14 protein-coding genes and 1 pseudogene are annotated in these 14,248 nt (G+C 64.0%); 11 read left to right on the top strand and 4 right to left on the bottom strand.

The features are described from left to right. Positions 1–119 precede the first annotated feature (119 nt). The 6 genes from LB545_RS06420 (at position 120) to LB545_RS06395 (ending at position 7,844) form a co-directional block, all read left to right on the top strand. Positions 120–581 (top strand): DUF4126 domain-containing protein, encoded by a 462-nt coding sequence (locus tag LB545_RS06420; RefSeq protein WP_140516958.1) that lies wholly within the window; start codon positions 120–122, stop codon positions 579–581. Then, positions 578–1,954: an FAD-containing oxidoreductase gene (locus LB545_RS06415; protein WP_140675612.1), complete on the top strand. Its 1,377-nt coding sequence runs from the start codon at positions 578–580 to the stop codon at positions 1,952–1,954. The genes LB545_RS06420 and LB545_RS06415 overlap by 4 nt, the downstream gene beginning before the upstream one ends. A gap of 198 nt (positions 1,955–2,152) precedes the next feature. Next, positions 2,153–3,328: an MFS transporter gene (locus LB545_RS06410; protein ID WP_140675615.1), complete on the top strand. Its 1,176-nt coding sequence runs from the start codon at positions 2,153–2,155 to the stop codon at positions 3,326–3,328. 95 nt (positions 3,329–3,423) lie between these two features. Further along, positions 3,424–4,479 (top strand): succinylglutamate desuccinylase/aspartoacylase family protein, encoded by a 1,056-nt coding sequence (locus LB545_RS06405; RefSeq protein WP_140657054.1) that lies wholly within the window; start codon positions 3,424–3,426, stop codon positions 4,477–4,479. Between the two features lie 222 nt (positions 4,480–4,701). Beyond that, positions 4,702–6,891 (top strand): anthranilate synthase, encoded by a 2,190-nt coding sequence (locus LB545_RS06400; RefSeq protein ID WP_140516966.1) that lies wholly within the window; start codon positions 4,702–4,704, stop codon positions 6,889–6,891. A 5-nt stretch (positions 6,892–6,896) separates the two neighbouring features. After that, positions 6,897–7,844, top strand: coding sequence for a cation diffusion facilitator family transporter (locus tag LB545_RS06395; RefSeq protein ID WP_140516968.1), 948 nt, complete (start codon positions 6,897–6,899; stop codon positions 7,842–7,844). Positions 7,845–7,850: 6 nt separating this feature from the next. Here LB545_RS06395 and LB545_RS06390 read toward each other — a convergent pair. The 3 genes and pseudogenes from LB545_RS06390 to LB545_RS06380 form a co-directional block, all read right to left on the bottom strand. Further along, positions 7,851–8,234: pseudogene (locus tag LB545_RS06390) on the bottom strand (type II toxin-antitoxin system VapC family toxin). Next, positions 8,231–8,476, bottom strand: coding sequence for an antitoxin (locus LB545_RS06385; protein WP_140516970.1), 246 nt, complete (start codon positions 8,474–8,476; stop codon positions 8,231–8,233). Before LB545_RS06385 ends, LB545_RS06390 begins: the two are co-directional and overlap by 4 nt. Positions 8,477–8,542: 66 nt before the next feature. Continuing rightward, positions 8,543–9,634 (bottom strand): hypothetical protein, encoded by a 1,092-nt coding sequence (locus LB545_RS06380; RefSeq protein ID WP_140516972.1) that lies wholly within the window; start codon positions 9,632–9,634, stop codon positions 8,543–8,545. Between the two features lie 98 nt (positions 9,635–9,732). On the opposite strand from LB545_RS06380, the gene LB545_RS06375 reads away from it, so the two are divergent. From LB545_RS06375 to LB545_RS06355, 5 genes are all read left to right on the top strand, one after another. After that, the gene (locus LB545_RS06375) at positions 9,733–10,170 is read left to right on the top strand and encodes a DsrE family protein (RefSeq protein WP_140516974.1); all 438 of its coding nucleotides are present in this window, start codon (positions 9,733–9,735) and stop codon (positions 10,168–10,170) included. Positions 10,171–10,238: 68 nt separating this feature from the next. Beyond that, entirely contained in the window at positions 10,239–11,030 is a 792-nt protein-coding gene (locus LB545_RS06370; RefSeq protein WP_140516976.1) for an SDR family NAD(P)-dependent oxidoreductase, read from the top strand. Positions 11,031–11,093: 63 nt separating this feature from the next. After that, a complete protein-coding gene (locus LB545_RS06365) occupies positions 11,094–11,402 on the top strand; it encodes a putative quinol monooxygenase (RefSeq protein WP_140567149.1) in 309 nt (102 codons plus the stop codon). Positions 11,403–11,407: 5 nt separating this feature from the next. Then, the gene (locus tag LB545_RS06360; RefSeq protein WP_140524939.1) at positions 11,408–11,665 is read left to right on the top strand and encodes a type II toxin-antitoxin system Phd/YefM family antitoxin; all 258 of its coding nucleotides are present in this window, start codon (positions 11,408–11,410) and stop codon (positions 11,663–11,665) included. A gap of 62 nt (positions 11,666–11,727) precedes the next feature. Further along, the gene (locus tag LB545_RS06355) at positions 11,728–12,831 is read left to right on the top strand and encodes an AbrB family transcriptional regulator (RefSeq protein ID WP_140524940.1); all 1,104 of its coding nucleotides are present in this window, start codon (positions 11,728–11,730) and stop codon (positions 12,829–12,831) included. 40 nt (positions 12,832–12,871) lie between these two features. Here the strand turns inward: LB545_RS06355 and LB545_RS06350 are convergent, their stop codons facing one another. Beyond that, entirely contained in the window at positions 12,872–13,894 is a 1,023-nt protein-coding gene (locus tag LB545_RS06350; protein WP_224704668.1) for a siderophore-interacting protein, read from the bottom strand. Positions 13,895–14,248: the final 354 nt, after the last annotated feature.

Genomic DNA, 14,248 nt, shown 5'->3' with positions numbered 1-14,248 from the left:
ATCATTGCCACGCACCGTTGCGGCGTAAGAGAGCGCCTATGCAAGTACTGGCCAAATACCGGACCTATGGTAGCCTGCCTTTTCAGGGCTGTCCCGGCCCGGGATCGAGGGGGATGAACATGCTTTACATTCTTGCACTTCTGATCGGGGTCATTGCCGGCCTGCGCGCCATGACCGCGCCGGCCGCCGTCGCCTGGGGCGCCTGGCTCGGCTGGCTGCCGGTTGCCGGCACCTGGGCAAGCTTCATGAGCCACTGGGCCGCTGTCGGCATTTTCACTATCCTGGCTATCGTCGAGCTGGTCACCGACCAGTTGCCGTCGACGCCGAGCCGCAAGGTGCCGCAGCAATTCGGCGCCCGTATCCTGCTGGGTGCCTTCAGCGGCGCTGTGATCGGCGCCACTGGCGGCGCCACCATCGTCTGCCTGATCGCCGGCGCCATAGGGGCCGTTATCGGCACGCTCGGCGGCGCGGAGGCGCGCGGCCGGCTGGCGGCCGCCTTCGGCAAGGACCAGCCCGCGGCCTTCATCGAGGACGCGGTCGCGATCGTTGGCGGCCTCTTGATCGTGGCGGCGGTGGCATGACGGCGAAAACCTTCGATGCCATCGTCATCGGTGCCGGCCAGGCCGGCCCTCCGCTGGCCGGCCGGCTGACGGCGGCCGGCATGAGCGTGGCGCTGATCGAGCGCAAGCTGGTCGGCGGCACCTGCGTCAACACCGGCTGCATGCCGACCAAGGCCATGGTCGCCAGCGCCTATGCCGCGCATCTCGCGCGGCGCGCCGCGGACTATGGCGTGACCCTCTCCGGCCCGGTCGGCGTCGACTATCCCAGGGTCAAGGCGCGCAAGGACAAGGTGTCGAACGACGCCCGCGGCAATCTGGAAACCTGGATCGCCGACATGGATAAATGCACGCTCTATCGCGGCCATGCGCGTTTCGAATCCGCCAACACGGTGCGCGTCGGCGATGATCTCCTAACCGCCGGCAAGATCTTTCTCAACACCGGCGGCCGCGCATCGTTACCGGATCTGCCCGGCATTCACGACATCGACTTTCTCACCAACTCTTCGATGATGGACCTCGACGTGTTGCCGCGCCACCTCGTGGTGGTCGGCGGCAGCTACATCTCGCTCGAATTCGCGCAGATGTTCCGCCGCTTCGGCGCGGAGGTCACGATTATCGAAAAGGGCTCGCGGCTGATCGGCCGCGAAGACGAGGATGTGTCCGACGCCATCCTGTTGATCCTCGAAAACGAAGGCATCGCGGTCCATCTCGGCGCCGACGCCATAAGCTTCGCCAGGCAGGGCGAGGATATTGCTGTTGCCTTCTCCGCCGGCAAGCCGCCGGCCGTCGGCTCGCATGTGCTCCTGGCTCTGGGGCGAACGCCCAATACCGACGATCTCGGCCTCGACCAGGCCGGCATCGAGGTCGACAAACGCGGCTTCATCACCGTCGACGACCAGTTGCGCACCAGCGTGCCCGGCATCTGGGCGATGGGCGACTGCAATGGCAAGGGCGCCTTCACCCACACGTCCTACAACGATTACGAGATCGTTGCGGCCAATTTGCTCGACAATGATCCGCGCAAGGTCACCGACCGCATCGAGGCCTACGCTCTGTACATCGATCCGCCGCTCGGCCGCTGCGGCATGACCGAGGCGTCGGTGAAGAAGTCGGGACGCCGCGCGCTGGTCGGCCAGCGGCCGATGACCCGTGTCGGCCGTGCCATCGAGAAAGGCGAGACGCAAGGCTTCATGAAGATCCTCGTCGACGCCGACACAAGGGAAATCCTCGGCTGCTGCGTGCTTGGCCCCGGCGGCGATGAAGCCGTGCATTGCGTGCTTGATCTGATGTATGCCAAGGCACCTGTGGACACGCTGGCGCGCGCCATGCACATCCACCCCAATGTCTCGGAACTGCTGCCTACCATCGCCCAGGAGTTGAAGCCGCTGGTCTGAACTCCGGCTCAGCCGGTCGGTTCGGCCGCTCGGCCGGGTTCGGTCAGGGTCGTCTAGCCCGGCAGGGCACGGCACAAGCACCGCTGCCAGTGCCTCTTTGCTCTCCGCTTTCTGCATTGCTGCATTGCTGCAATGGCGCTTGTGCGCCATGGGGCGCTCGCGCAGTTTCCATTTGAACCGATTCAGTCTGGACCTCCCATGCCTTTGCCGATCCTTGCGCTTGCCATTGCGTCCTTCTGCATCGGCACCACCGAATTCGTCATCATGGGTCTGCTGCCGGAGGTCGCCGCCGACCTTGGCGTGACCATTCCCGCGGCCGGGCTGCTGGTCACGGGCTATGCGCTGGGCGTGGTCTTCGGCGCGCCAATCGTGGCGATGGCCACCGCGCATCTGCCGCGCAAGCCGGTGCTGGTCGGACTGGCCGCACTGTTCGTCGTCGGCAACCTGCTCTGCGCCATCGCGCCCAATTACTGGATGCTGATGGGCGCGCGCGTCTTCACCGCCTTCGGCCACGGCGCCTTCTTCGGCATCGGTTCGGTCGTCGCCGCCAGCCTGGTGCCCCGCAACAAGCGTGCCAGCGCCATCGCGCTGATGTTCGCCGGCCTGACGCTGGCTAACATCCTCGGCGTTCCCGCCGGAACGGCGCTTGGCGAAGCCTTCGGCTGGCGCGCCACCTTCCTGGCGGTGGTCGGCATCGGGCTGATCTCGGTCGCGGCGATCGCTTGGCTAGTGCCGCCGGATGTCACTGAACCAAGCGGCGACGGCTTGCGCGGCGAATTGCGCGTGCTCGGCAAGCTGCAGGTGTGGCTGGCCATGCTGATCGCGGCGCTCGCCTCAGCCAGCCTGTTTGCCGTCTTCACCTACATCAAACCCTATCTCACCGACGTGTCCGGCCTCTCGACTTCAGCGGTCACCTGGGTGCTCTTGCTGTTCGGCGCCGGCATGACCATCGGCAACATCATCGGCGGCCGGCTGGCCGACTGGAAGCTGATGCCGACGGTCATCGGCACGCTGCTGCTGCTGGCGGTCCTGTTTGTCGGCTTCATGCAGTTCGGCGCTATCGCCAGTGTCGCCATAGGCATCGTCTTCCTGTGGGGCATGCTCGTCTTCGTCGTCGTGCCGCCGTTGCAGATCCGTGTCGTGGAAGCCGCTTCCGAGGGACCGAACCTTGCCGCCACGCTGAACCAGGGCGCCTTCAATGTCGGCAACGCCAGCGGCGCCTGGATCGGCGGCGTGGCGCTCTCCTGGGGCGTTTCCTATGCCAACCTGCCGCTGGTGGGCGCGGCACTCGCTCTGCTGGCGGTCGCCGTGGCCGTTGCCTCGCAGGCACTGGACCGGCGCGCTCCGGCCGTCGCTCTTCAGCCTGCCGCGTAGTAGCTGCTTGCGCCCATAGCGCGACAGCCTGGACCAATCGACAAGCGCACGATCGAAGAGGCATGTCCTTCTCGCCTCTCGACGGAGAAAAGACCATGCAGAAATCGATCGAACGCATAGCCGGCGACAGCGAGGGCGTTTCCTATGAATTCCCGCTGTTTCGCTTCGCTGGAACCGACAAATCCGCGCCTTCGGCCTATCTGCAGGCAGCACTCCATGCCGGCGAACTGCCCGGAGTCGTCGCCATTGATGCACTGATGCCGATGCTGGCCAGGGCCGAGGCGGAGGGGCGCATCAAGGGCGACATCACCATCGTGCCCTGGGCCAATCCGATCGGCCGCGCCCAGTATCATTTCGGCGAACATCAGGGCCGTTTTCATCTGGGCACGCGCACCAACTTCAACCGCGGTTTTCCGCTGCTCGCCGCGCCCGACACGGCACTCCTGCCCGACACCGCGCACGGCACGCCCGACCAGCGGCTGAAGACGAGACTGGTGCAGCTTTCACTCGGCCACGACATCGTGCTCGACCTGCATTGCGACGACGAGGGTCTTTCCTACCTGTATGTCCACACCAGCCTGTGGCCGGCAATGGCCGACTGCGCCGCCGCCATGGGCGTCGAGGCGGTGGTGCTGTGGAGTGAAGACACGGACGGCACTTTCGAGGGCGCCTCGATCATGCCCTATCAGAACGTTCCCGCCGATGTGGCGAAGCTCGGCCGGCGCGTCGTCACGACGGTCGAATATCGCGGCATCCTCGATGTCGATGGCGCGTTCGCGGCGTCGGACGCCGCGGGGCTCTACCGGCTGCTGGTGGCGCGCGGCGTGGTCGCCGACCCGGCCCTGCCCTCACCCGGTGCCTTCACCGGGGTTGTCGCACCGCTCGAAAACATCGACATGATGCCGGCGCCCCGGGCAGGTGCCGTGCTTTACGACGTGGAGCCCGGCGACCGCGTGGCCAAGGATACGCGGCTTGCCGTCATCGTCCACGCACCGGGCGAAGCCGATGGCCGCACCGAGGTGTTCGCGCCGCAGGCCGGCATCGTCCTGACCCGGCGCTCGCGCCGTATCATCCGCGCCGGCGAGGATCTGTTGAAACTGGTGGGCGACAGGAAGAGCGCCGACGCAAGGTCCGGCACACTGGAAGATTGAGCCTCCACCGAATCCAGTTGCGCGGTCGCTCAATCGCCGCTATGGGAATCGCCATGAACATGCGTTCGATCAAGACCGTTTGGTGGTGGGCCTGCTGACAGCGGCCTGTTCGAACGCGTGCGCGTGAAAAGAGAGGGTGGCCGCAGCGGAATGTCCGGGCGGCCATTTGTTTTTTCCAAGCCATTCCCGGGTCCGTTGCCCAAGAAGCTGATGGAGACGGCAATGACGATGAAGGTTCTGGACAACGGCGCAGAGAGTTTTGTGACCGGGGGTGGCATCACCATCACCCGCGAGCGCCACGACCGGCCCTATGAAGGCGCCATCGACGCCTATGTCGACGGGCTGAATGCGCGCCGGGGCGCGGTGTTCTCTTCGAACTATGAATATCCCGGCCGCTATACGCGTTGGGACACCGCCATCATCGACCCGCCTTTGGTGATCTCGGCGCGTGGCCGGTCCATCCGCATCGAGGCGCTGAACCGGCGGGGCGAGGTGCTTCTGCCGGTCATCGTCAAGACGCTCGGCGATATCGCCGAGATCACGATCGCCGAGGCGTCGAAAAAGCTGATCCGCCTCGACGTCGCCAAGCCGGGCCGCGTCTTCACCGAAGAAGAACGCAGCCGCGTTCCTTCCGTCTTCACGGTTCTGCGCGCCATCACCGCCTTGTTCAAGACCGCCGAAGACGCCAATCTCGGCCTTTACGGCGCCTTCGGCTACGACCTCGCCTTCCAGTTCGATCCGGTCGACTACAAGCTCGAACGCAAGCCAAGCCAGCGCGATCTCGTGCTGTTCCTGCCCGACGAGATCCTGGTCGTCGATCATTATTCGGCCAAGGCCTGGACCGATCGATATGACTACGCCGGCAAGGGTTTTTCGACCGAAGGCCTGCCGCGCGACGAGATCGCCGAGCCGTTCAAGACCGCCGACCGTATCCCGCCGCGCGGCGACCATGAACCCGGCGAATACGCCAATCTTGTGCGCCGCGCGATGGACAGCTTCAAGCGCGGTGACCTGTTCGAGGTCGTACCCGGGCAGATGTTCTACGAACGCTGCGAGACCCAACCCTCCGAGATTTCGCGCAAGCTGAAGTCAATCAACCCCTCGCCCTATTCCTTCTTCATTAATCTGGGTGAAGGCGAATACCTGATCGGCGCTTCGCCCGAAATGTTCGTGCGCGTCAACGGCCGCCGTGTCGAGACCTGCCCGATCTCGGGCACGATCAAGCGTGGCGACGACGCCATTTCCGACTCAGAGCAAATCCTGAAGCTGCTCAATTCCAAGAAGGATGAATCCGAGCTCACAATGTGCTCGGATGTCGACCGCAACGACAAGTCGCGCGTCTGCGAGCCGGGTTCGGTGCGCGTCATCGGCCGCCGCCAGATCGAGATGTATTCGCGGCTTATCCATACGGTTGACCATATCGAGGGCAGGCTGCGCGAAGGCATGGACGCCTTCGACGCGTTTCTCTCGCACGCCTGGGCGGTGACCGTCACCGGCGCGCCGAAACTATGGGCCATGCGCTTCATCGAGCAGAACGAGAAGAGCCCGCGCGCCTGGTATGGCGGCGCCATCGGCATGGTCAATTTCAACGGTGATATGAACACCGGCCTGACACTGCGCACCATCCGCATCAAGGACGGCATTGCCGAGGTGCGTGCTGGCGCCACATTACTGTTCGACAGCATTCCCGAGGAAGAAGAAGCCGAAACCGAACTGAAGGCCTCCGCCATGCTCTCCGCCATCCGCGACGCCAAGACGGGCAATGCCGCCAGCACCGAGCGCACCACCGCGCGCGTCGGCGACGGCGTCAACATCCTGCTCGTCGACCATGAAGACAGCTTCGTCCACACGCTGGCCAATTACTTCCGTCAGACCGGCGCCAATGTCTCGACCGTGCGCACCCCCGTGCCGGAAGAAGTTTTCGACCGGCTGAAGCCGGATCTCGTCGTGCTGTCGCCTGGTCCCGGCACGCCCAAGGATTTCGACTGCGCCGCCACCATCGGACGAGCGCGCGCCCGCGAGCTGCCGATCTTCGGCGTCTGCCTCGGCCTGCAGGCGCTGGCCGAGGCCTATGGCGGCGAATTGCGGCAGCTGCATGTGCCGATGCACGGCAAGCCGTCGCGCATTCGCGTCTCCAAGCCCGGCATCATCTTTTCCGGTCTGCCCAAGGAAGTCACCGTCGGCCGTTACCATTCGATCTTCGCCGATCCGGTGCGGCTACCCGACGATTTCGTGGTCACCGCCGAGACCGAAGACGGCGTCATCATGGCCTTCGAGCACCGCAAGGAGCCGATCGCCGCGGTACAATTCCATCCGGAATCGATCATGACGCTCGGCCACAATGCCGGCATGCGCATCATCGAGAACATCGTCGCCCACCTGCCGCGCAAGGCCAAGGACAAGGCCGCCTAGAGACGATGGTCGAAACGCGGGACACGACGGCGGTCGCGGCGAAGGCCGCGACCAGGCGCAAGGTCGCAAGGCTTGCCTTCTGGTCGATCGTCGTCGCTTGTGTGGTGCTCGCACTCAAGCTTGCCGCCTGGTACATCACCGGTTCCGTCGCACTCTATTCGGACGCGCTGGAATCGATCGTCAACGTCATCGCCTCGGCCGCCGCGTTCTGGGCGATCCAGGTCAGCTACAAGCCTGCCGACCAGGACCATCCGTTCGGCCACCACAAGGCCGAGTATTTCTCGGCCGTCCTGGAAGGCGTGCTGATCGTGGTCGCGGCACTCCTGATCCTGAACGAGGTCTGGCAATCCTGGCTCCACCCCGTCCCGCTCCAGCAGCCTTGGGAAGGGCTTGCCGTCAACGGTGTGGCGACAGTCATCAACGCCTTCTGGGCCTGGGCGCTGATCCGTACAGGGCGCAACGCAAGATCGCCGGCACTGGTCGCCGACGGCCAACACATCATGACCGACGTCGTGACCTCGGTCGGCGTCTTCGCCGGCCTTGTCGGCGCGGTGCTGACCGGATGGCAGATCCTCGATCCGGCGCTGGCCGTGATCGTCGCGCTCAACATTCTTTGGCAGGGCTGGCATGTTATCGGCTCGTCGATGAACGGGCTGATGGACCGCGCCGTCGACACCCAGGAGCATATGCGCATCCGCGACATCATTTCGGCCAATTGCAAAGGCGCGCTCGAAGTGCACGACCTCAAGACACGCATCGCCGGCCGCGCCACCTTCATCGAATTCCATCTCGTCGTCGATGCCGACATGTCGGTCGGCGCCAGCCATGTCATCTGCGACCGCATCGAGGATGCGCTGCAGGCGGAAATCCCTTCCGTGCGCGTCACCATCCATGTCGAGCCCGATGATGAGGCCAAGCTGCCGAAGGGCACGACGGCGGTGCCGTTCGCGTGAGGCAGTTCACCACGTCTCGACTGACAGAGCTTTGATCCGCTCGAAGTCCTGGATATTGCGGGTCATCAGCGTAAGATCGCGCGCGCGCCTGCCCACCAATCAACGCATCGTAGGGACCAATTGGAGTTCCCAATGTGGCAAGCGTTGCCCGAATTTCTCCGGCATGTCTCGCGTCTTCCCGATCGAATTCGAGCACAGGAAACTGCAGAGCCTCGATACGCGCCAAATTTTCGACCCGTCGCTGGCTCTTTTCAGCACCATAGTACAGTTCGTGCACGACGATCGCCGAGACGGCAAAGTCCTGCGGCCTATGCCGTTTCAGCAGGCAAGCAGACCCTCATCGCCCTTCATGACCGCGATGACGGCATTGGTGTCGAGCAGGTAGATCACTTGAAGACGTCTTCCAAGGCAGCTCGATCCTGCCCGTCCTGACGTTCCAGCGCTGCCTCTGCGAAATCATTATCAAGCGGTCCAATCACTTGGTCGAGCCACGCCCAGTCCTGCGCAAGCGGTTCCAAGATGACGGTTTGCCCGTGACGGCGTATCGAGACCTCCTCTGTGTCGAAACGGAACTCCTTCGGCAGGCGCACGGCTTGGGACCTGCCTGACCAGAACACTTTTGCTTTGTCCATCGTGCTATCCTCAAATGAGATATAGCAAAGATATATCCCTTCGCGCTGACCTAAACAGGGCTCCGCTCAAGGCGCGCAAGCCGATTGCGGCATCGGTTCCAGCCGGTAGATCTTATCGTCCGACTTCGTCTTGCCGTCGGCTGCCTGTGAACAGAAATCGACGATCGCCAGGCTGTTGTTGGGATTGGCCAGCATCATCATGCCATTGGCGCCGCGCTTGAGGAAAATCTCCTTCTGCGTGATATCGCAGAAGAAATCGCTCATCTTCGAGCTCGCCGCGCAGCGCCACTGGTCGGCCTCGCCCTGGCAGGAATAGACCTGCGTGGCCTTGCCCGACTTTTGTCGCGTCGTGACCGAAACGGCGATGTCGGCGCCGTCAGGCCAATTGGCAAGGTCGCCGCCCGCCGCGAATGAAGCCAGTTCGACCGGCCCACGGAACACGCGGATCGACTGCGTCAGTTGGTCGGGATGCGAACCGAAATGCGCGGCATCGTAGTCGCGTCCGTAGCAGAAGGCCTGGTCGGGCTTCAGCCGGTCGCGCAGCGGCGGACCCATCGCCGGGTCAATCGGGTCGATGCGGGCGAACTCCGCCTTGCAGGTCGCTGCCGGCATCGGGTCGAGGCGGAAATTGTCGTCCTGCGAGCCCAGCGCCTGCCTATTGTATTCAGTCGTGCCGAGTTCCTCCTCGGAACCGGCATCGAGATAGATATCGGGCTGCAGGTCCGAAAGAATCAGCCGGCCCTTGTCGTCGACTTTCAGCGACGCCAGCGTACGGTCGCATTCCATGCCGCAATGGATCGGGTTTGATGCGCCATCCTCGGATGGATGATTACACCAGCCGCCGGCCCATTCCGGAGCCTTGGCGCCACGCACCGTGGTGGTGACGAAGCCATTGTAGGACGTGTCGGCATTCGCGGCCGGTTCCTCGTTCGGCCTGCTGACCGGATCATGGCCGTAGTAGAAGAAGATCCGGGCCACCTTCTGCTCCGGATGCGTGTTGAGGTGGTTGGCATCGTAGATGCGGCCGAAACAGGCGTCCTGACCGTTGGGACTGAGTTCGGTGAGCTTGGTCGCCCCGTCGGCGAAAGCTGTCGCGCCCAGCAGGCTCAACAAGGCCGCTCCGGACAGGACGCTTGCCAGTCTCTGTTCGAACGCCATGTGACCCCTCCGCATCGGCAGGACGCGACATCAATTTATGCTACACTCGGCACTGCGGCCACGCAATTCGCGGCCATCTTTCAACGGGGACGACTGTAATGCGTCGACGCGACATGTTCCGCGCGATTCTCGCCGGGGCCGGCACGCTGATTGGGCTGCGGGTGGCGCAAGCCGCGGCCACTGGGCCTACGAGATTGAAGGTCGCCTACCATCTCAGCGACCTCGACAAGGTCAATTTTGTTCTCGGCAACATCAAGAACCATTACGAAGGCACCGGCGGCAATGTCGATATCGCGCTGGTCGTCCATGGTCCGGCTCTTGCCGGTTTCAAGTCAAAGGGGGTATCGGCGGCGATCTCCGGTCGTTTCACCGGTCTCGTCCAGCAAGGGCTCGATCCGCATGCCTGCGCCAACACCATGCACGGCATGGATTTTTCGCTCGCCGACCTGCTCGACGGTTTTCATGCGGCCGACAGCGGCGGCGTCGTCAAGCTCGCTGAACTGCAAAGCCAGGGTTATGCCTATCTCAGGCCTTGAAGCTGCATGGACTGAATGCAAGGGTAGCAAGACCCGCTAAGAACCGCGAAAATCCCGGAGAAACGACAGTGCCAGCGACAACCACCCCCCTCGGGCTTGTCATTCCCGATCTCGCCGGCAAGGCGGTGCTGGTCACCGGCGCCTCGACCGGCATCGGCGCGGCACTCGCCTTGGCCTATGCGGCGCAGAAATGTCTGGTCGCGCTGCACTACAATTCCAGCCGTGACGCCGCCGAGAAGCTTGGCAAGGCCATCCGCGACAATGGCGGCGAGGTGTTTCTCGTCCAGGGCGATTTTTCCCTGGCCGCCGATGTCGAGCGTGTCGTCGAGGATAGTGCGCAACATTTCGGCCGTCTCGACGGGCTGGTCAACAATGCCGGCGGCATGCTCGGCCGCGTGCCCTACGCCGAGCAGACAGAGGCGCATTACGACGCGGTGATGGATCTCAACGCGCGTTCGGTGCTGACCGCCTCGCGCAAGGCGATGCCGTGGCTGAAGAGACAAGGCGGCTTCATCGTCAACACCTCCTCGATCGCCGCCCGCAACGGCGCCGGCGGTGGCGCCGGGCTTTACGGCTCGGCCAAGGCTTTCGTCTCCAACGTCACGCGCGGCATGGCCAAGGAACTGATCGGCTTCGGCATTCGCGTCAACGCGGTGGCACCCGGCACCATTCTCACGCCGTTCCACGAACGCTACTCGACCGAAGAGCAGATCAGGGGCATGGTTGCCACCATTCCGCAGGGGCGCGCCGGCACGGCTGAAGATTGCGTCGGTGCTTATCTGTTCCTCTCCTCCGATCTGTTGAGCGGCTACATCACCGGCCAGGTGATCGAGGTGAATGGTGGCCAGTTGATGCCTTGAGCCGCGACCTGCATATTGGCGAACGGTATACTCTTGTCGAAAACGCTGAAGGGAGACGAAGGGATGTACGGTCTGATCGGCAAGATGCGAGCGGCTCGCGGCCAGCGCGACGCTGTCATGGACGTCCTGCGCGCCAGCACCGGCGCCCTGCCCGGCTGCCTGAGCTATATCGTTGCCACCGACCCGGCCGATGCCGATGCCATCTGGGTCACAGAAGTGTGGACTGACCAGGCAAGCCACAAAGCCTCGCTGCAGCTTCCCGAAGTCCAGGCGGCCATCGCCAAGGCAAGGCCCTTCATCGCCGGCTTCGAGTTCCAGGTGGAAACCAACCCCGTCGGCGGCTTTGGATTGGCTGACGACAAGGCGGGCTGATCCGGGTGGATGACTCGACCCAAATCGTGAACATTAGCGATGCGAAGGCCAATCTTTCACGTCTCGTTCAGCGAGCCGCCAACGGCGAACCTTTCATGATCGCCAAGGCTGGCAAGTCATTGGTCAAGGTCATTCCTATGGATCAATCGGTGCCGGTACAATCGCGACGGGTTGGCTTTATGGCTGGTCAGTTTTCGGTGTCCGACCGTTTCGATCGCATGAGCGGTGGAGAAATCGAGCAACTGTTCGGCACAGACATCTGAGGCGATCGCTTTTCGATGCAGCGGGGGTTCGCATCCCTTACCGCTCAGTCTAAGACCAGAACATGGATTCCTCGCCCAAGCAGCCGTCTCCTGGCCAGCCGGCCGTCGAGCGCATGGCGCGCATGCGCAAGCCTTGGCAATGGCTGGCCCTCCTCGTCATTTCCGTGCTGTTTGCCGGTGCGCTCGAACTGGCCGCGCTGCCGGCGGCGCTGCTCATCGGGCCGATGCTGGCGGCCATCGTCGCCGGCACCAACGGCGCTACCGTGCGCGTGCCGCGGCTTCTGTTCGGCTCCGCCCAGGCGATCGTCGGCTGCCTCATCGCCGCTTCGATCTCGGCCGACATTTTTCGCGTCTTCTATGCCGAATGGCCGCTGTTCCTCGGCGCAGTGACAGCCACCGTCGCGGCGTCCAGCCTGCTCGGCTGGCTGATCAGCCGGTGGCGCATCCTGCCCGGCACGACCGCCGTCTGGGGATCCTCCCCAGGCGCGGCCACCGCAATGGTGCTGATGGCCGGCGCCTTCGGCGCCGACCAGCGCCTCGTCGCCTTCATGCAGTATCTGCGTGTCATCTTCGTCTCGATGACGGCGGCCATTGTCGCCAAGATGTGGGTCGACACGTCAGGCGTCGAAATCCCGCCGATTATCTGGTTTCCGCCGATCGATGCCCAAGCCTTAGCAGCAACCATTGGCATCGCGCTGGTCGGCGGGCTGGCGGGAAGGCTTTGCCGGTTGCCTTCGCCCTCCTTTCTGGGCACCTTCATCTTCGGCGCGGTGATCCACCTTGGCCTCGGCGTGCCGATGCAATTGCCGCCTTGGCTGCTGGCTGTCAGTTACGCCATGGTCGGATGGTCGATCGGGCTGAACTTCACAAGGCCGATCCTGCGCCATGCGACACGTGCCCTGCCGCAGATCGTCGCTTCGATCGTGGCTCTGATCGCCTTTTGCGGCGGCCTCGCCTTCATGATCAGCCATCTGCTCGACATCGATCCGCTGACCGCCTATCTCGCGACCAGCCCCGGCGGCATGGACAGCGTCGCCATCATCGCCGCCGCCGCCCAGAACGTCGACATCTCCTTCATCATGGCGCTCCAGTCGGCGCGTTTCCTGATCGTGCTGCTTGTCGGCCCGAGCATCGCGCGGCTGGTAGCGCGCGCGGTGAAGGAATAGGCTGCTCCGCCCCGGCTGCCGGCATACTTATGGATCGATCCTAATCCTCGTCGTCGCCCTCGGCCTGCGCGTCGCGACGCCAATAGGCCGTTACCAGGTGCCGGTCGCGGCCCAGGCCCCACTCCTTGCGCACGATCTTGCGGATCTCGCGGAAGTCCGTGAACTCGCATCCGGCCCAGACGTAGAGGTTATCGGCAAGCGCCATGTGGCTGCGCTCGCGCAGGGCGGCCGCCAGCAGGCCGGCGGTGCCGGCCGCGCGGTCGTGCCGGTAAAGCCAGGTGATTTCGATGTTGTCGCCTTGCGCCAGCGCGATGCGGTCGTCCGGGCCATCGACCTCGATGAGCGCCTCGACGCGGGTTGACGGCCGCAGTTCCCCCAGAATCCGGCCAATTGCCGGCAGCGCTGTGTCGTCGCCGACCAGCAGCAGGGTCGGCGCCGTCGGCGTCTCGCCGCCGCTTGGCCCGATCATGCCGATGACGTCTCCCGCCACCGCGTTCTGCGCGAATGTGGCGGCGGGCGTGTCATAGCCGGGGTGCAGCACGAAATCGACATCGAGCCAACCGCTTGTCGGATCCACCGCCCGGATCGTGTAGATGCGCACGGTGAGCGCATCCTCACCGGCAGGCCACACAAGCAGGCCGTCGGCGCCCATCGAGGGCCAAACGGGCGGCCTGCCCCGCGGCGGCAGCAGCAGCCGGATGTGCAGGCCGCCATGAGTAAACCGGCCAAGATCATCGCCTGCAAAGCGCAGGCGCTGCATATGCGGAGAAATCCGCGTTGACGACACAACCGTGATTTCGCGGAAGAAGAGTGGGGTGCCGGTGTCGCTGCCGTCGCCTTGCCAGCGCAGTCCGCTCGTCGTTCCAAGGTGCTGCGCGACGTGGCCGGCGACCGTCATCTTCATGTAGGACAGGCAGGTTTCGTCTACGGCCGAGACGCGGATCAGCATGGAGTCGCCCTCGAGTGCCGCGCTCAGCGAACCGTAGTACAGGCGAAGTTCCCATCGATCGGCAACACCGGTCTCGACCTCGAATTCGCTGTGCTCGGTGCGCAGCCGGTCCATCACCGACCTGATCGCCGCATCGCTGATCCGGGTTTGCGCTCGCAGTTGGTCCATCGTTCGCGTCTTTCGAAACGGTTTGAAGCAATCGGCCGCAGGAGGGCCGCGCCGGCAGCGGCATGCCATAGACGTTCCGAAGTTTCCACAGAAACTTGAATACATAGGTCATCTTATATATTGAACCGCTACGTCCCGTTGGCGGCCAGGTCCGGCCTCGGCCTGTTGGAAGGGCACGCACGTCGGCGACGACGTCAGACGGAACGTGGCCCGGCACGCGCCCGACTGTCGGCATGGCTTTCGGTACGGCTTGCCTCCGGCTGGCCGCTCCTGTATGAAAACCGCCATGAACACGCGCGC

Source organism: Mesorhizobium sp. BR1-1-6 (assembly GCF_020165355.1).
Lineage (GTDB): Bacteria > Pseudomonadota > Alphaproteobacteria > Rhizobiales > Rhizobiaceae > Mesorhizobium.
The sequence above is the reverse complement of the archived record's forward strand: the minus strand, read 5'-3'. Positions and strand labels throughout refer to the sequence as shown.